Source organism: Streptomyces brevispora (assembly GCF_007829885.1).
Classification (GTDB): Bacteria; Actinomycetota; Actinomycetes; order Streptomycetales; family Streptomycetaceae; genus Streptomyces; species Streptomyces brevispora.
Window position 1 is genome coordinate 4,619,537 of record NZ_VIWW01000001.1, and the last position, 17,495, is coordinate 4,637,031.

Consider the following 17,495-nt stretch of genomic DNA (forward strand, 5'->3'; position numbering starts at 1 on the left):
ATCTGCCTCATCCACGCGGTACGGGGCCTGAGAGATTCAAGGGAGGATCTTGCTCCTTCGGCGCCCGGCCAGTGGCCGGAACTCTCCCGCGCGGATTCAAGCGGCCTTTATGCAGTTGGCCGGGCCATCATCGCATGCATCGGGGGGCAGTGGGGCGCCGGTACCCCACCGGATCCGGCGGGTCGGAAGCTTGTGCCGCATTACCTTTTCTTTACACTTCTTGGGCAGGTGTGGGTCAGCCGACAGGGGGATGGCGATGACGTTGCAGCGGTACGCGACGACCGCGGGGGTCGCGCACGGCGCACTGCCCGCGCAGCCGGGCACGCCGACCCGGGAGATGCCGGGCCCGCACGGACCCGTGGTGCGGGATCTCAGGGAGCGCGACGGGCGCAGCCCGCGGAGCCTGCACTTCGCGGCGGGCGATGTCGTGGTGGTCTCCGGGCTGCCGGGCAGCGGCAAAACGACACTGATCAGGCGGACGGTGTCCGCCCGCGTCATCGACTCCCAGGACACCAGGGACCGCTGGGCCGGTCTGCTGCCCCGCCCGGTCCCGTACGCCCTCTACCGGCCGCTCGTCCGCGTCGCCCACTACTGGGGACTGTGGCGGGTGCTGCGCTCCGGCGCCTCCGTCGTCGTCCACGACTGCGGCACCCAGTCCTGGGTGCGCTGCTGGCTGGCGCGCGACGCCCGGCGGCGCGGCCGCATCCTGCACCTCGTCCTGCTCGACGTCACCCCGCAGACGGCACGGGCGGGCCAGCGCGAACGGGGGCGCGGCGTCTCCGGATACGCGTTCGCCCGGCACCGCAGGGCGTTACGGAGGCTGCTGCGGGACACCGAGACGGGCCTGCTGCCGCTCGGCTGCGTCTCGGCGGTGCTGCTGGACCGCGAGGCGGCGGCGCTGCTGACACGGATCACCTTCGCGGACGCACGGAGCGAGAGCGGGTACGACGCCGCCGCCCATCGCGGGTGAGGCCGTGAGCGGGCTGTCCGATGCCCGGACGCCCGGTGCGCGGCGCTAACCTCTTGCTTGCACGGCACGGGGCGAGAGAGGGAAGCAGTGGACATTCCGGCGCAGGGCCACACCGATCCGCAGGGCGGATGGCCGGCCAACGAGCTCGAACAAGTACTGGGCTCCTCGCTCGGCAGCCCGGAGGCGGGCGGCCGGCTCCTGGAGGTGCTCGGCCGCAGCCATCTCTGGGTGCCCCTGCCCAACGGCGGCGGACCGGACGCCATCGACCTGGACCTGCCGACACTGGAGATCGACGGCGCGCCGTACGTTCCCGTGTTCAGCTCCGAGCAGCAGTTCCTCAGCTGCGTCGGCGCCCATATGTCCTTCACCGTGGCGCCCGCCGTCGAGTTCGCCCGCGGACTGCCCCCGCAGCTCGGCGTCGCGGTGAACCCGGGCGGTGCGGTCGGCATGCCACTCCCGCCGCCCGCCGTGGCCGAACTCTGCCGGGCCGGACGCACCGTGCTCGACGGGCCGACCACCGGCGGCCGGGTCCGGCTCTTCGAGCCGGACTGGAAGGAGGAGCCCGTCGACTTCCTCTCCGCCGCGGCCGGCGAGTTCGAGGAGAGCGGTGTCGTGCGCAGCGCCCGCAGGGCCCTGGCCAGCATCGAGGGCGGCGACCCCGTCCTCTTCGTCGGCGTCGAGTTCTTGACCTGGGACGGCGCCGGGCGCAACGACCCCATGGACGCCCTCGGCCGGGCGCTCGGCCGCGTCGAGGTGCCGTGGCCGGTCAATCTGGTGCTGCTCGACGTGGCTCAGGACCCGGTCGCCGACTGGATGCGCGCGAGGATCCGGCCGTTCTATCAGCGCGCCGGAGAGTAGCGCGGCCCCGTGCGCCGCGGGGTGACGACGCCGGCCCATGGCGTCAAGTCGGTGTCAGGACCGGCGCCTAAGCTGGTTTGATGGCTGGTGTCTCGGCAGCGCGCCGTACCCGGGTGTCCCGGGAGCGGCGGGCCGACACAGTGGATCGAAGAGGGGCGGGACCCAGGGTGAGTGCGTCAGGCACCGCGGCGGCCGGAAAGGTCGAGCACATGCTGCGCCAAGTGACGCCCGGGCGCTACGACGCGTACGAGGCGTTGCTCCAGGCCCTGGCGGCCGACCGGATCTGGATGCTGCTCTGGCACGGCCGGGCCGGCTCGCCCGACGCCCAGTACGGCAACATGGAGATCGACGGCCTCGGCTACGCCCCCTGTGTCACCTCGGCCCAGGAGCTCTCCGCCAGTGGCTGGAACCGGGCCCATGAGGTGGTGGGCGGACACGACATCGCCCGTACGCTGTTCCCCGACCGCTGGGGCCTCTGGCTCAACCCGCACGCACCGGGCGGCGGTGTGGGCATTCCCTGGCTCGACCTGCGCCGGATCGCCACCGGCCTCGACCGGATGCCCGCCGGTCCACTGCGGATCAGCGACCCCGCCGTCGAGACCCCGCAGTTCTACGCCCAGCTGACGCAGAACGCCCACCACACCCCGGCGATCCGCTCGCTGCGCCGCGCCTGGGTGCAGCCCGCGCTCGGTGCTCCGTACCTCGCCATCGGTCTCGATCTGTACGACACGAGCCAGCCGTCCGTCGACGCGGTGCGCGCGATGATGCAGCAGTCGATCGGCGCGGTTCCGGAGGGGCTGCCGGTCTCCACCGTCGCCATGTCCGACGAGTACGACCCGGTCGCGATGTGGTTGCGGGGCAACTCCCGGCCGTTCTACGACCGTGAGTCGCACGCCCCGGCCGGCCGGAGCGGCGGCGTCGCTCCGGGTTACGGCTACCCGCAGGCGCCCGGTCCGGCCCCGCACGCCTACTAGGCCCGTCGAGCCCGCCCACCGGGGCGGACAAAGGTCCCCCCGGCGGACAAGATGACCGCCCGCTTCACCCAAATAGCCACCCAATAAGGCCTGTTGGGTAACATGTCCGTTCTGGTGGATTAGTGACCGAGTGGTCCGCTCACTCGGCGGTGCTGTCCGGATAACGGAAGCTCACTGACCGCATCACGTTTGAGCAAACATTCCCCGTCAGGTCTGGCGGGTGATCGCAACTGGGTTGAAGACTCCCGGCTAGTGGGGATCGTCGGCCCTTTGTACGAGGTTGCCCCGGCGGACAGTCCGCAGTCACTTTTACGCACCGAAGACATCAGCCGCATGAACAAGCGCGGCTGACACGCGCCAGGCCGTTACCGCGGCGAGCAAGGGCCGGCCACCGCCGGCGGGAGGGGTCAAAGGCACTGTGACCGCACCGATCGAGACCACCGGATCGGCTGCCGAGGCTCAGCCGGAGGCAGTACTCACGGGAGTCAAGCAGAGCCAGATCGAAGGCCGTTCGCTCGGGCAGATCGCCTGGACGCGCTTCAAGCGCGACAAGGTGGCAGTGGCCGGCGGCATCGTTGTCATCCTGCTGATCCTGCTCGCCGTTCTCTCCAAGCCGATCCAGGCCTTCTTCGGTCTGGACCCCAACGAGTTCCACCAGGACCTCATCGACCCCGCGCTGCTCGCCCCCAAGGGCGACTGGGGCGGCATGAGTTGGAGCCATCCGCTCGGCGTCGAACCGCAGTACGGCCGCGACATCATGACCCGGATCATCGAGGGCTCCTGGGTCTCCCTCGTCGTCGCCGTCGGCGCCACCCTGCTCTCCGTGGTGATCGGCGTCTTCTTCGGCGTGGTCTCGGGGTTCTACGGAGGCTGGGTCGACACGGTCATCAGCCGCATGATGGACACCTTCCTGGCCTTCCCGCTCCTGCTGTTCGCGATCTCCATCTCGGCGGCGCTGCAGGACGGTGCGTTCGGCCTGGAGGGGCTGCCACTGCGGATCGCCGTGCTGATCTTCGTGATCGGCTTCTTCAGCTGGCCGTACATGGGACGTATCGTCCGGGCCCAGACGATGAGCCTGCGCAACCGCGAATTCGTCGAGGCAGCCCGGTCGTTGGGCGCCCGGGGACCCTTCATCCTCTTCCGGGAGCTGCTGCCGAACCTGGTGGCGCCCATCCTGGTCTACTCGACGCTGCTGATCCCCTCGAACATCCTCTTCGAGGCGGGTCTCAGCTATCTCGGGGTCGGTATCGCCCCGCCGCAGGCCTCCTGGGGCGGGATGCTCACCAACGCGATCGACTTCTACCGGAACGACCCGATGTACATGATCGTGCCAGGCGTGGCCATCTTCGTCACGGTCCTGGCGTTCAACCTGCTGGGAGACGGGCTGCGTGATGCCCTCGACCCCCGCAGCAAGTAGTACTGCCCGGGCGCTCGTCACTCCGACGTGCGACATGTCATGGCAACCATCGATTGAGGGGAATTTCCTCAGGTGAAGACCAGAAAAACGACAGCGGTGGTTGCCACGGCTGTGGTCCTGATGCTGAGCGCGTCCGCGTGCAACGACTCCAAGGACGACAACGGCGGCGGCACCAACGGCAAGGGCTCCGGCGCCACTGACGCCGCGCTGACCTCCATAGTCAACAAGTCGGACAAGAAGGGTGGGACCGTCAAGATCGAGATGTCGGACGAGCCCGACTCCCTCGACCCCGGCAACACGTACTACGGCTGGGTGCAGAACTTCGCCCGCCTGTACGGCCGCACCCTGACGTCCTTCAAGCCGGCCGCCGGCAAGGACGGTCTGGAGATCGTCCCGGACCTCGCGGAAAGCCTCGGCAAGGCGAGCGCGGACGCGAAGACCTGGACGTACACGCTGAAGAAGGGTCTCAAGTTCGAGGACGGGACCCCGATCACCTCGAAGGACGTCAAGTACGCCGTCGAGCGCTCCAACTTCGCGCCGGAGGCCCTGTCCAACGGCCCGACGTACTTCAAGGCCCACCTCATGGGTGGCGACAAGTACAAGGGTCCGTACAACGACAAGAACCCCGACGGCATCTCCTCCATCGAGACGCCGGACGACAACACGATCGTCTTCAAGCTGAAGGACGCCTTCGCGGACTTCGACTACCTGGCGACCTTCTCGCAGACGGCCCCCGTGCCGGCCTCGAAGGACAAGGGCGCCGACTATGTGAAGCACATCGTGTCCTCGGGCCCGTACAAGTTCGAGTCGTACGACGAGGGCCGCGGCGCGACCCTCGTGCGCAACCCGAACTGGGACCCGAAGACCGACCCGATCCGCCCGGCCCTGCCGGACAAGGTGACGGTGCGCTTCAAGGTCAAGCAGGAGACGGTCGACAACAACCTGATCGCCGACAACATCACCGCTGACGGCGCCGGTACCGGTGTCGCCCCGGCCACCCAGCCGGACGTGCTCACCAAGCCCGACCTGAAGAAGCAGACCGACAACTCGTACGCGGGTGCCACCTCGTACATCGGCCTGAACGTCAACGTGAAGCCGTTCGACAACATCCACTGCCGCAAGGCCGTGCAGTGGGGCCTCGACAAGGCTTCGGTCCAGGCCGCCCAGGGTGGCGACCCCAAGGGTGACGTCGCGACGACCCTGCTGCCCCCGACGGTCAACGGCTACTCGAAGTTCGACCTGTACGAGTCGGCCGGCCACAAGGGCGACGAGGCCAAGGCCAAGGACGAGCTGAAGCAGTGCGGCAAGCCGAAGGGCTTCGACACCAAGATCTCGGCCCGCTCCGACCGCCCCGCCGAGATGGCCATGGTCACCGCGGTGCAGGCCTCGCTCAAGAAGATCGGCATCAACGCCGAGATCAAGAGCTTCCCGGCCGGTAAGTACTTCTCGAACTTCGCGGGCAACCCGAGCTACGTGCACGCGAACAAGCTCGGCATGATCATGAGCGCCTGGGGTGCCGACTGGCCGACCGGCTTCGGCTTCCTGGACCAGATCATCAACGGCTCGGCCATCAAGCCGTCCGGTGGCAACAACGTCCAGGAACTGAACGACCCGAAGATCAACAAGCTGCTCAACGAGGGCATCGCCAACACCGACACCGCCGCCCGTGAGAAGGCGTGGGGCGACGTCGACAAGGCCGTGGCCGAAGGCGCGACCGCCGTGCCGCTGATCTACCGCAAGAACCTGCTGCTCCGGCCGGCGTCCGCGACGAACGTCACGGTCACCCAGGCCTACCTCGGCATGTACGACTACGTGCTGATGGGTTCCGCCAAGTAGGTACGGCTCCGCTCCCCGGGCCGCGCACGCGGCCCGGGGAGCGGCCCCCCGGGCCCCCAGAATTGTCCTGAAAGGCAGGTGAAGGCACGGTGTCCGACCGCACGGGTCACCCCCGGCAGACAGATACCGGCGCCGGATAGCTGTGGCTGCGTACATCATCCGACGCGTCTTCGGCGCGGTACTGCTGCTGTTGATCGTCAGCGCAGTCACCTTCGCGATTTTCTTCCTCGTCCCCCGGATAGCCGGGCAGACGATGGACCAACTGGCGGCCCAGTACGTGGGCAAGGACGCCAATCCGCAGTCCATCCTCGCGGTCAAGCAGAATCTTGGCCTCGACCAGCCGCTGTATGCGCAGTTCTGGCACTTCCTCAAGCAGATCTTCGTCGGCGCCGACTACAGGTTCGGCCCCGACGCCTCGCACTGCGGAGTGCCTTGCTTCGGCTACTCGTTCAAGAACCACGTCGAGGTCTGGCCCGAGCTGACCGCGCGGATCCCGGTCACCTTCTCGCTGGCCATCGGTGCCGCGGTGATCTGGCTGCTCAGCGGTGTGGCGATCGGTGTCGTCTCCGCGCTCAAGCGGGGCTCGCTGCTGGACCGTTTCTTCATGGGTGTCGCGCTCGCCGGCGTCTCGCTGCCGATCTTCTTCACCGGCATGCTCGCACTGGGGCTGTTCACCGTTCAGTGGCCCATCTGGGGGAACGTCGACTACGTCCCGTTCACGGAGAGTCCGCTCGACTGGGCCTGGAACCTGCTGATCCCGTGGTGTTCGCTGGCCTTCCTCTACTCCGCGCTCTACGCCCGCATCACCAGAGCCGGGATGCTGGAGACCATGGGTGAGGACTACATCCGGACGGCCCGCGCCAAGGGCCTCAAGGACCGAGTGATCATCGGCAAGCACGGTCTGCGGGCCGCGCTCACCCCGATCGTCACCATCTTCGGCATGGACTTCGGCCTGCTGGTCGGCGGTGCGGTCATCACCGAGCAGGTGTTCTCGTTCCAGGGCCTCGGCTTCTACGCCATCAAGGGCGTCCAGCAGAACGACCTGCCCGTCGTGCTGGGCGTGACGCTCATCGCGGCCTTCTTCATCGTCGTCTGCAATCTGCTGGTGGACCTGGTGTACGCCGCCATCGACCCCAGAGTGAGGTACTCGTGACCGAGGTTTCCAAGGCACAGACCGCGACGGCCGGCGAGCCCGCCGCCGCGCGGGCCGGCGACGACGCCTTCCTCTCCGTACGGGACCTGCGCATCCACTTCAAGACGGACGACGGCCTGGTCAAGTCGGTCGACGGCGTCAGCTTCGACGTGAAGCCCGGACAGACCCTCGGCATCGTGGGCGAGTCCGGCTCCGGGAAGTCCGTCACCTCCCTCGGCGTGATGGGCCTGCACCGCACGGCACCCAACGCCTCCATCTCCGGCGAGGTCTGGCTGGACGGCGAGGAGCTGATCGGCGCGTCCGACGACCGGGTGCGCGAGCTGCGCGGCCGCAAGATGGCCATGATCTTCCAGGACCCGCTCTCCGCGATGCACCCGTACTTCACGGTCGGCGGACAGATCGTGGAGGCGTACCGGGTCCACAACAAGGTCAGCAAGAAGATCGCCCGCACCCGCGCCATCGAGATGCTCGACCGGGTCGGCATCCCCGAGCCGCACAAGCGGGTCGACTCCCACCCGCACGAGTTCTCCGGCGGCATGCGCCAGCGCGCCATGATCGCGATGGCCCTCGTCAACAACCCGGAACTGCTCATCGCGGACGAGCCGACCACCGCCCTGGACGTCACCGTCCAGGCGCAGATCCTGGACCTGATCCGGGACCTGCAGAAGGAGTTCGGCTCCGCCGTCATCATGATCACCCACGACCTCGGGGTCGTCGCGGAGATGGCCGACGAGCTCCTGGTGATGTACGGCGGCCGGTGCATCGAGCGCGGCACGGCGGAGAAGGTCTTCTACGAGGCCCAGCACCCGTACACCTGGGGTCTGCTCACCTCGATGCCGCGCATCGACCGTGAGGAGACCGAGCGGCTGATCCCCGTCAAGGGCCAGCCGCCGTCGCTGATCAACGTCCCGAGCGGCTGCGCGTTCAACCCGCGCTGCCCGTACGCGGACATCCCCAAGGACGACCTCACCCGCACGACGCGTCCCGAGCTGAAGCAGGCCGGTGACGGGCACTTCTCCGCCTGCCACATGGCACCGGAGGAGCGGGCCCGGATCTGGACCGAAGAGATTGCGCCGAAGCTGTGAGCGGGGCGAGTGATGTGAGCGACGTGAGTGACGTGAGCGAGAAGAAGAATCCCCCGGTGCTGGAGAAGGACGTGACGATCCCGGAGCAGGCCGCCTCCTCGCCCGAGCCGTTGCTCAGGGTCGAGGGCCTGGTCAAGCACTTCCCGATCCGCAAGGGAGTGTTCGGCCGGCAGAGCGCCGCGGTCAAGGCCGTCGACGGCATCGACTTCGAGGTGTACCCGGGGGAGACCCTGGGCGTCGTCGGCGAGTCCGGCTGCGGCAAGTCGACGATGGGCCGGCTGATCACCCGGCTGATCGAACCGAGCGGCGGCAAGGTCGAGTTCGACGGCCGCGACATCACGCATCTGTCCATGGGCAAGATGCGGCCGATGCGCCGCGACATCCAGATGATCTTCCAGGACCCGTACTCCTCGCTGAACCCGCGGCACACGATCGGCACCATCGTCAGCGCGCCGTTCAGGCTCCAGAACGTCGAGCCCGAGGGCGGTCTCAAGAACCACGTCCAGGAGCTGCTCCAGCTGGTGGGGCTCAGCCCCGAGCACTACAACCGCTACCCGCACGAGTTCTCCGGCGGACAGCGCCAGCGCATCGGCATCGCCCGCGCGCTCGCCCTGCGCCCGAAGCTCGTCGTGGCCGACGAACCGGTCTCCGCGTTGGACGTGTCGATCCAGGCACAGGTGGTCAACCTGCTCGACGACCTCCAGGACGAGCTCGGCCTCACGTACGTGATCATCGCGCACGACCTCTCGGTCATCCGCCATGTCTCGGACCGGATCGCGGTCATGTACCTCGGCAAGATCGTCGAGCTGGCGGACCGCAAGGCGCTGTACTCGACGCCGATGCACCCGTACACCACGGCCCTGATGTCCGCCGTGCCGGTGCCGGACCCCAGGCGGCGCGGGCTGAAGAGCGAGCGCATCCTGCTCAAGGGAGATGTGCCCTCGCCGATCTCGCCGCCCAGTGGCTGCCGGTTCCACACCCGGTGCTGGAAGGCGACGGAGATCTGCAAGACGCAGGAACCGCCGCTGATCGCGCTGAAGACCGGCCACCAGGTCGCCTGCCACCACCCGGAGAACGCACCGGACCAGGTACCGGGGCAGCAGGTGCTCGCCGAGGCCCGGGAAGCGGTCGAGCTGATCGCACCGGCGAAGCCGGAGGCCTCCGCCGAGGAGCCGCCCGAGAGCGGCGCGACGCCCACCGAGGACGGCACCGCAACACCCTCCGAGCCGGCGGAGGACGGCGCGAAGGAGTAGTACCGGCACAATTGCCCGGTGCTCAACGAACTGTTCACGCCCTCCGTCCAGCATGCGCTCGACATCGTCGGGATCTTCGTCTTCGCGATCTCCGGCGCTTTGCTGGCCGTACGCAAGAACTTCGATGTCTTCGGCATCGCGGTGCTCGCCGAGGTCACCGCGCTGGGCGGAGGGCTGTTCCGTGACGTGATCATCGGTGCGGTGCCGCCCGCCGCCTTCACCGATCTCGGGTACTTCACCACCCCGCTGCTCGCCGCCGGGCTGGTCTTCTTCATGCATCCGCACGTCGAGCGGATCCAGGTGGGCGTGAACGTCTTCGACGCGGCCGGGCTCGGGCTCTTCTGCGTCACCGGAACGGTCAAGGCGTACGACTACGGCCTCGGCCTCACCGCGTCGGCGGCGCTCGGGCTGGCCACCGCGGTCGGTGGCGGTGTGCTGCGGGACGTACTCGCCAACGAGGTGCCCTCGCTGCTGCGCTGGGACCGCGACCTGTACGCGGTGCCCGCGATCGTGGGGGCCACGATGATCGTGCTCTGCATCCGCTTCGACGCGCTCAACGCCTTCACCAGCGGGGCCGCGGTGATCACGGCGTTCGTGCTGCGGCTGCTGGCCCTGCGCTACCACTGGCGGGCCCCGCGCGCCTACAACCGGCGCTCGGCGACGGCCGAGGAGGGGTAGTGCGGGTACTCCGCGTCTCACGGCCGGGGGCGGCGCGGGTACCCCGCGTCTCACCGGCCGTGGGTGGCGCGGGTACCCCCCGTCTCACCGACCGGAAAAGCTACCGCTCAGTAATGCAATCGGTGTACGGTGCATTCCATGGCACAGGCAGCAACGCAGGCGGCACAGACCGCGCAGGCGACCATCGGCGACAGCGAGTTCGACCGGGACACCGCCGTCACGCTTCGCGAAGAAGGCGTCTACGACGCCGAGCTCTCCGCCGGCTGGACGATCATCCACGCCGTCAACGGCGGCTACCTGCTCGCGATGCTCGGCCGCGCGCTCGGTGAGGCACTCCCGCACGCGGACCCCTTCTCGGTCTCCGCGCACTACCTCACCGCGTCCGTCCCGGGGCCCGCCGTGATCCGCACCCAGGCCGTCCGGACCGGGCGCACCCTCTCCACCGGCCAGGCCTCCCTCTTCCAGTACGCGGAAGACGGCACCGAGGTCGAGCGCATCCGGGTCCTCGCCACCTACGGCGACCTGGACGCCCTGACCGAGGACATCCGCACATCGGCGAAGCCGCCGGCCATCCCGCCCCGCGAGCACTGCCTGGGCCCGAGCGACGGCCCGGCCCCGATCCCTGGCAGCTCCGCCATCACCGAACGGCTCGACATCAAGCTCGACCCGGCGACGATCGGCTGGGCCGTGGGCCGGCCGTCCGGCAAGGGCGAGATGCGCGGCTGGTTCGGCCTCGCGGACGGCCGCGACGCCGACCCGCTCTCGCTGCTGCTCACCGTCGACGCACTGCCGCCGACCTCGTTCGAACTGGGGCTCAAGGGCTGGACCCCGACCATCGAACTCACCACCCACATCCGCTGCCGCCCGGCCCCCGGACCGCTCCGTGTCTCCATCACCACCCGCAACCTCGCGGGCGGCTTCCTGGAGGAGGACGCGGACGTCTGGGACAGTGCGGACCGGCTGGTCGCCCAGTCCCGCCAGCTCGCCAGGGCGCCGCGCAGCTGACACCCCGCGGCGGCCGGAACATGCGCGGTCCGGCCGCCGACAGGGCGCGACCGTCGACGCTCGCCCCGCCGGATCGGGCTCCGCCAGGGGGCGGCCTGGGCGCACCTTCCGGGGCGCGCGGGCCCCGGGACGCCATGCGGCCGCCGTACTCCCCGCCGCGGGCTCGTAGAATCGAGCGCACCATGGCTTACCTCGACCACGCCGCGACCACGCCGATGCTTCCGGAAGCGATCGCGGCGATGACCGCCCAGCTCGCTGTCACCGGCAACGCGTCCTCCCTGCACGCCTCCGGGCGCCGGGCCCGCCGTACCGTCGAGGAGTCCAGAGAGACCCTCGCGGACGCCCTCGGCGCGCGCCCCAGCGAGGTGGTCCTCACCTCCGGCGGCACCGAGGCGGACAACCTCGCCGTGAAGGGCCTGTACTGGGCCCGCCGCGACGCCGACCCCCACCGCACCCGCGTACTGGCCAGTCCGGTCGAGCACCACGCGGTGCTGGACGCGGTGGACTGGCTCGCCGAGCACGAGGGCGCGACGGTCGAGTACCTCCCCGTCGACCGGTACGGGCGCGTCCACCCGGAGGTGCTGCGCGAGGCGCTGGACCGTAACCCCGACGACGTCGCGATGATCACCGTGATGTGGGCCAACAACGAGATCGGCACCATCATGCCGGTCCATGAACTGGCCTCCATCGCCCGCGAGTTCGACGTGCCCATGCATGCGGACGCGGTGCAGGCCTTCGGGCAGCTGGAAGTCGACTTCGCCCGCTCCGGACTGGCCGCGATGACGGTCAGCGCACACAAGATCGGCGGCCCGTTCGGCATCGGCGCGCTGCTGCTCGGCCGCGAGTACACCCCTGTGCCCGTGCTGCACGGTGGCGGTCAGGAGCGCCATGTCCGCTCCGGCACCCTCGACGTGCCCGGCGTCGCGGCGTTCGCCGTCGCGGGACGGCTCGCCGCCGACGGTCGGGACGAGTTCGCCCGGGAGATCGGCGGCCTCCGGGACCAGCTGACCGCGGCCGTGCTGGCGGAGGTCCCGGACGCGCTCCTCGGCGGCGACCCGGCCCCCGGCGGGCGGCTCCCGGCCAACGCGCACTTCACGTTCCCCGGCTGCGAGGGCGACTCCCTCCTGCTGCTGCTGGACGCCCAGGGCATCGAGTGCTCCACCGGTTCCGCCTGCACGGCCGGGATCGCCCAGCCCAGTCACGTCCTGCTCGCCACCGGGACCGATCCGGACCTGGCGCGCGGCACCCTGCGTTTCTCGCTCGGCCACACCACGACCAAGCAGGACATCGACGAGGTGGCCCGGGCGATCGGCCCGGCGGTCGAACGCGCGCGGACGGCGGGGCTCAGCTGAATCCGAGCCCGGCCGGCGATCGAGAACACCTTCCGAACCGGTCCGGCGATCGAGGTCATGTTCCGAGCCGGGCCGGCGACCGAGGAGACTTTCCGAACCGGTCCGGCGATCGAGGCCATGCTCCGAGCCGGGCCGGCCATTGAGGTCATGTTCCGAGCCGGTCCGACGATCGGGAACGGGCCGGCGCCGTCACCGGGCGCGCTCCGCCGCCCGGACCAGCTTCATGTAGCGGTCCCAGTCCCAGTGCTTCCCCGGGTCCGTGTGATCGGCGCCCGGCACCTCCACGTGCCCGATGATGTGATCGCGGTCCACCGGTATCCCGTACCGCCCGCATATCGCCGCGGTCAGCCGGGCGGACGCCCCGTACATCGCCGCCGTGAAGTCCTGCGGGCGGTCCACGAAGCCCTCGTGCTCGATGCCGACGCTGCGTTCGTTGTACGAGCGGTTCCCCGCGTGGAAGGCCACGTCCAGCTCGCGGATCATCTGCGCCACATGACCGTCCCTGCGCACCACGTAGTGTGCCGCCGCCCCGTGTCCCGGGTCCTGGAAGACCTTGACGGCGCTCCGGAAACTGCCCTGGGTGACATGGATGACGACCCGGTCGATGCCGAAGTCGTCGGGGCGGTCCGCCCGCCGCCAGTTCGCCGGGGACGCCGCCGTCCACTTGGCCCGCGCGTAGTCCACCTCGCCCGGCGTGCGGGACTTCTCCACGCCGGGCAGCCGCCACCAGGCACGTTCCAGCCGGTCACGGGCCAGCGCCGCCGCGCCGACCGCCGTGACGGCCCCGCCGATCAGCACCGAACGCCGGCTGATGCCGCTGCCCGTCGCCCCGGCGGACCCCTTGGCGCCCGCCGTGCCCTTGGTCCCCATGTGATCGACAACGCATATCCATGAGCGTTCGGTTCCCGGCGCCCCGTACCCTGGTGGAGCTATGACTCAGACTTCCCAGCGCCCCCTCCGTGTACTCGCCGCCATGTCGGGCGGTGTCGACTCCGCCGTCGCCGCGGCCCGCGCCGCCGAGGCGGGCCACGACGTGACCGGTGTCCACCTCGCCCTCTCCGCGAATCCGCAGTCCTTCCGGACCGGAGCCCGAGGCTGTTGCACGATCGAGGACTCCCGCGACGCCCGCCGCGCCGCGGACGTCATCGGCATCCCCTTCTACGTCTGGGACCTGGCGGAACGCTTCCGCGAGGACGTCGTGGAGGACTTCGTCGCCGAGTACGAGGCGGGGCGCACCCCCAACCCGTGCCTGCGCTGCAACGAGAAGATCAAGTTCGCCGCGCTGCTCGACAAGGCCCTCGCCCTGGGCTTCGACGCCGTCTGCACCGGCCACTACGCCACCGTCGTCCTCGGCGATGACGGCAACCGCGAGCTGCACCGGGCATCCGACATGGCCAAGGACCAGAGCTATGTGCTGGGCGTCCTGGACGAGCGCCAGCTCGCCCACGCGATGTTCCCGCTCGGCGACACCCTCACCACGAAGGACGAGATCCGCGCCGAGGCCGAGCGCCGCAATCTCGCCGTCGCCAAGAAGCCCGACAGCCACGACATCTGCTTCATCGCCGACGGCGACACCCAGGGCTTCCTGGCGGGCCGTCTCGGCGGCACCGCCGAGGGCGACATCCTCGACGAGTCCGGCACGAAGCTCGGTACCCACGAGGGTGCCTTCGGCTTCACCATCGGTCAGCGCAAGGGGCTGCGTATCGGCCACCCCGCCGCCGACGGCAAGCCGCGCTACGTCCTGGACATCTCCCCGGTGAACAACACGGTCACCGTCGGGCCCGTCGAGGCTCTCGACGTGACCGCCCTGACCGCGATCAGGCCCCGTTGGTGCGGTACACCGCCGGCCGGTCCCGGCGCGTACACCGCCCAGCTCCGCGCCCACGGCGGTGAGACCGAGGTGACGGCCGAGCTGCTCGACGGGACGCTCCACGTCGCGTTCGCCGAGCCGGTACGGGGCGTGGCCCCGGGCCAGGCGGTCGTGCTGTACGACGGGACCCGGGTGGTCGGCTCCGCGACGATCGCGACGACGGTGCGGAGTACCGAAGCAGCCGTCAGCTGACGGACAGGGCTGCCACAGGCCTCGCGGTGGTCATGGGCTGGGCCGGTCCTCCTGCTGCCAGTGGCCCGGGGCCGGCGCAGGCCGTGCGGCCGAGTGAGGAACGCACGAGGAGATCCGGGAGATCCATGCCACGTCCCGTGGTGCTTCTGGCGTCCCGCGCGTGCACGCCGAGCTGCGGCGTACGGGCCGGCCGGTCAACCGCAAGAAATACCAACGGAACATGCGCGAGCGCGACCTCCGCGGGGTCACCGGTCGCAAACGCCGCAACCTCACTGAGGCCGACAGCAAGGCCGCCCCGTCCCCCCGACGTGATCGGACGCGACTTCACCGCCGATGAGCCGGGGCGAGAGCTGGTCGGCGCCATGACATGCCTCTCCCCGTCGAGCGGAGATCGGCACCACCGTCCGGGAATCCCGCGCGGACGCACGTGACGACGTCTTCCGCTTCATCGAGATCGAGTACAACCGCACCGGACTCCGCAAGCACCCCGAGTTCGGGTACCTCGCCCCACTCGAAACGCGGCGCCTGCCGCAACCAGACCTGACCCCCGCAGCGTCACCACCCGCTGTCCACGTTCAGGGGGCACTTCAGACATCGCCCCGGCCCTCGGATCGTACTGCGGTCTCTTCGAGCAGCACGGCCACTTCGCGTGGCGCCGGTCCCCCTGAGCGGTACGGACGTCACGCCCGGCGGTGAGCCCCCTCAAAATAGCGCCACCCCTTCGAGGCAGCGCGCGGTGAGAACCGCGCCACCTGACGGCGGAGGGTGTCCCGGCTGTCGCCCGCGGGGGCCATCCGCTCTCCATGCCGGGCTGTCCGGCACCCCAAGTTCCCTGCCAATACGACCGTTTGACGTCTCTATGCCCTACTCGACTGACAACGCAAGGTCAAAAATTTTCGTTTCCTATCTGGTCGAACGAGTCTGATTGATGGCACGCTCTGGACGGCTCGCCGCGCGTAGTTCGTACAGCGGAGCGAGTGCTTCTTGGCATGCGCACCTCAGCACCAGCGGGCGGCGGCCCCACCCATGGCCGTCGCTACCCCACGCAGGCTGCCCACCCGGCGGCCGAACCCTCTTGGAGACTGAGTGAGACTCGTAGCTTCCCCTCTCCGCAGCATCGCCCCCCGCAAGAACACCATGCGCGTCGCGGCCCTCGTGGCCTCCGCCGCCATGGTGGTCGTCGGAGTTCAGTCGGGGCCGGCCAGTGCTCAGCCCGACGCCGCTCGGGACAGTGGCGCGACAGCTGTGGCGTTCACCCCCAGTCAGCGTGCCGAGGCCATCAAGGACGCGCAGGCGGACACCACGAGCGAGGCCAAGTCCCTTGCTCTCGGAAGCCAGGAGAAGCTGGTTGTCCGGGACGTCATCAAGGACACCGACGGCACGGTTCACACCCGGTACGAGCGGACCTACGCGGGCTTGCCCGTCCTCGGCGGCGACCTTGTCGTCCACGAGACGGCTGCCGGAAAGAGCACTGTGACCAAGGCGGTCTCGGCCCGGATATCCGTGGCCACCACCGACGCCGAGGTCACCGCGACCGTCGCGAAGTCGACCGCCCTGAAGGCCGCTTCGGCCGAGAAGACCGCAAAGGCCGCGGCGGAAGACGCGCCCCGCAAGGTGATCTGGGCGGCCTCCGGCACGCCCGTGCTCGCCTGGGAGACCGTGGTCAGGGGCGTCCAGCCCGACGGTACGCCGAGCGAGCTCCACGTCGTCACCGACGCCGCCACCGGCAAGGAGCTGTTCAAGGACGAGGCCATCGAGACCGGTACCGGCACCGGGACCTACAGCGGATCGGTGACGCTCGGCACCACCAAGAGCGGCACCACGTACAACCTCACCGACGGCACCCGCGGCAGCCACAAGACGTACGACCTGAACCAGGGCACCTCGGGCACCGGCACGCTCTTCACCGACGCCGACGACATCTGGTCCGGCGGCCGCCAGAGCGCCGCCGTGGATGTCCACTACGGCGCCGCGGTGACCTGGGACTTCTACAAGAACGTCGTCGGCCGTAACGGCATCAAGAACAACGGTGTCGCGTCCTACTCCCGCGCCCACTACGGCAACAACTATGTCAACGCGTTCTGGAGCGACAGCTGCTTCTGCATGACGTACGGCGACGGCTCGGGCAACACCCACCCGCTGACCTCGCTCGACGTGGCCGCGCACGAGATGAGTCACGGCCTCACGGCCGCGACGGCCAAGCTCAACTACAGCGGTGAGTCCGGCGGTCTGAACGAGGCGACCTCCGACATCTTCGGCGCCGCGGTCGAGTTCTACGCGAACAACCCGAGCGACCCGGGCGACTACCTCATCGGCGAGAAGATCAACATCAACGGCAACGGCACGCCGCTGCGCTACATGGACAAGCCGAGCAAGGACGGGGGCTCGAAGGACTACTGGTCCTCGACCCTGGGCAACCTCGATGTCCACTACTCCTCGGGTCCCGCCAACCACTTCTTCTACCTGCTGTCCGAGGGCAGTGGCGCGAAGACCATCAACGGGGTGAGCTACAACAGCCCCACGTACAGCGGATCCGCGGTGACCGGCATCGGTCGGGACAAGGCCATCCAGATCTGGTACAAGGCGCTCACCACATACATGACGTCCACCACCAACTACGCGAAGGCGCGCACCGCGACGCTGAGCGCGGCGGGCGCCCTGTACGGAACGTCGAGCGCCGAGTACAAGGCGGTCGGTGCCGCCTGGACCGCCATCAACGTGGCCTGATCCACACGATCCGGCCCGACTGACGGACCGTCCACGAGGGCACGGGCCCGCGCGCTCCACGCGCGGGCCCGTGCCCTGTTCCGTGGACCGCGAGACCGCTTTCCCGGCCGGGCCGGGCCGCCCGC

15 protein-coding genes and 1 riboswitch are annotated in these 17,495 nt (G+C 69.5%); of the genes, 14 read left to right on the top strand and 1 reads right to left on the bottom strand.

Annotated elements, in window-relative coordinates; genetic code table 11:
- Positions 1–6: 6 nt before the first annotated feature.
- Positions 7–99, bottom strand: a riboswitch (glycine riboswitch).
- Positions 100–256: 157 nt separating this feature from the next.
- From FHX80_RS21570 to FHX80_RS21620, 11 genes are all read left to right on the top strand, one after another.
- Positions 257–970, top strand: coding sequence for an AAA family ATPase (locus FHX80_RS21570; RefSeq protein WP_145765701.1), 714 nt, complete (start codon positions 257–259; stop codon positions 968–970).
- 87 nt (positions 971–1,057) lie between these two features.
- Entirely contained in the window at positions 1,058–1,828 is a 771-nt protein-coding gene (locus FHX80_RS21575) for an enhanced serine sensitivity protein SseB (RefSeq protein ID WP_145765702.1), read from the top strand.
- Positions 1,829–1,995: 167 nt separating this feature from the next.
- A complete protein-coding gene (locus FHX80_RS21580) occupies positions 1,996–2,802 on the top strand; it encodes an enhanced serine sensitivity protein SseB C-terminal domain-containing protein (RefSeq protein ID WP_145765703.1) in 807 nt (268 codons plus the stop codon).
- Between the two features lie 418 nt (positions 2,803–3,220).
- A complete protein-coding gene (locus tag FHX80_RS21585; protein WP_145765704.1) occupies positions 3,221–4,219 on the top strand; it encodes an ABC transporter permease in 999 nt (332 codons plus the stop codon).
- A gap of 72 nt (positions 4,220–4,291) precedes the next feature.
- Positions 4,292–6,055, top strand: coding sequence for an ABC transporter substrate-binding protein (locus FHX80_RS21590; RefSeq protein WP_145765705.1), 1,764 nt, complete (start codon positions 4,292–4,294; stop codon positions 6,053–6,055).
- Between the two features lie 142 nt (positions 6,056–6,197).
- A complete protein-coding gene (locus tag FHX80_RS21595) occupies positions 6,198–7,208 on the top strand; it encodes an ABC transporter permease (RefSeq protein ID WP_145765706.1) in 1,011 nt (336 codons plus the stop codon).
- Complete coding sequence (locus tag FHX80_RS21600; RefSeq protein WP_145765707.1) at positions 7,205–8,293, top strand: ABC transporter ATP-binding protein; 1,089 nt, start codon at positions 7,205–7,207, stop codon at positions 8,291–8,293. The genes FHX80_RS21595 and FHX80_RS21600 overlap by 4 nt, the downstream gene beginning before the upstream one ends.
- A 56-nt stretch (positions 8,294–8,349) precedes the next feature.
- Positions 8,350–9,546, top strand: a complete 1,197-nt coding sequence (locus FHX80_RS21605; RefSeq protein WP_375889705.1) for an ABC transporter ATP-binding protein — start codon at positions 8,350–8,352, stop codon at positions 9,544–9,546.
- Positions 9,547–9,564: 18 nt separating this feature from the next.
- Positions 9,565–10,224 (top strand): trimeric intracellular cation channel family protein, encoded by a 660-nt coding sequence (locus FHX80_RS21610; RefSeq protein WP_145765708.1) that lies wholly within the window; start codon positions 9,565–9,567, stop codon positions 10,222–10,224.
- Positions 10,225–10,362: 138 nt separating this feature from the next.
- On the top strand, positions 10,363–11,229 hold the full coding sequence (locus tag FHX80_RS21615) for a thioesterase family protein (protein ID WP_145765709.1): 867 nt from the start codon (positions 10,363–10,365) through the stop codon (positions 11,227–11,229).
- A gap of 182 nt (positions 11,230–11,411) precedes the next feature.
- Positions 11,412–12,581, top strand: coding sequence for a cysteine desulfurase family protein (locus FHX80_RS21620; RefSeq protein WP_145765710.1), 1,170 nt, complete (start codon positions 11,412–11,414; stop codon positions 12,579–12,581).
- Positions 12,582–12,770: 189 nt separating this feature from the next.
- Here the strand turns inward: FHX80_RS21620 and FHX80_RS21625 are convergent, their stop codons facing one another.
- Positions 12,771–13,451 carry an N-acetylmuramoyl-L-alanine amidase gene (locus FHX80_RS21625; RefSeq protein WP_145765711.1) on the bottom strand — a complete coding sequence of 227 codons (681 nt, stop codon included), beginning with the start codon at positions 13,449–13,451 and terminating at the stop codon, positions 12,771–12,773.
- 61 nt (positions 13,452–13,512) lie between these two features.
- Here FHX80_RS21625 and mnmA point away from each other — a divergent pair, with 61 nt between their 5' ends.
- From mnmA to FHX80_RS21640, 3 genes are all read left to right on the top strand, one after another.
- Positions 13,513–14,643, top strand: a complete 1,131-nt coding sequence (gene mnmA / locus FHX80_RS21630; protein ID WP_145765712.1) for a tRNA 2-thiouridine(34) synthase MnmA — start codon at positions 13,513–13,515, stop codon at positions 14,641–14,643.
- Between the two features lie 112 nt (positions 14,644–14,755).
- Positions 14,756–14,980: an IS3 family transposase gene (locus tag FHX80_RS36420; protein WP_145767421.1), complete on the top strand. Its 225-nt coding sequence runs from the start codon at positions 14,756–14,758 to the stop codon at positions 14,978–14,980.
- Between the two features lie 800 nt (positions 14,981–15,780).
- On the top strand, positions 15,781–17,370 hold the full coding sequence (locus tag FHX80_RS21640) for a M4 family metallopeptidase (protein ID WP_145767422.1): 1,590 nt from the start codon (positions 15,781–15,783) through the stop codon (positions 17,368–17,370).
- Positions 17,371–17,495: the final 125 nt, after the last annotated feature.

What these genes read in the sequence shown, in the direction of transcription:
- FHX80_RS21570 (WP_145765701.1), top strand. Translation starts at nt 257, where the DNA reads ATGACGTTGCAGCGGTACGCGACGACCGCGGGGGTCGCGCACGGCGCA.
- FHX80_RS21615 (WP_145765709.1), top strand. Translation starts at nt 10,363, where the DNA reads ATGGCACAGGCAGCAACGCAGGCGGCACAGACCGCGCAGGCGACCATC.
- FHX80_RS21620 (WP_145765710.1), top strand. Translation starts at nt 11,412, where the DNA reads ATGGCTTACCTCGACCACGCCGCGACCACGCCGATGCTTCCGGAAGCG.
- FHX80_RS21625 (WP_145765711.1), bottom strand. Translation starts at nt 13,451, where the DNA reads ATGGGGACCAAGGGCACGGCGGGCGCCAAGGGGTCCGCCGGGGCGACG.
- mnmA (WP_145765712.1), top strand. Translation starts at nt 13,513, where the DNA reads ATGACTCAGACTTCCCAGCGCCCCCTCCGTGTACTCGCCGCCATGTCG.
- FHX80_RS21640 (WP_145767422.1), top strand. Translation starts at nt 15,781, where the DNA reads ATGCGCGTCGCGGCCCTCGTGGCCTCCGCCGCCATGGTGGTCGTCGGA.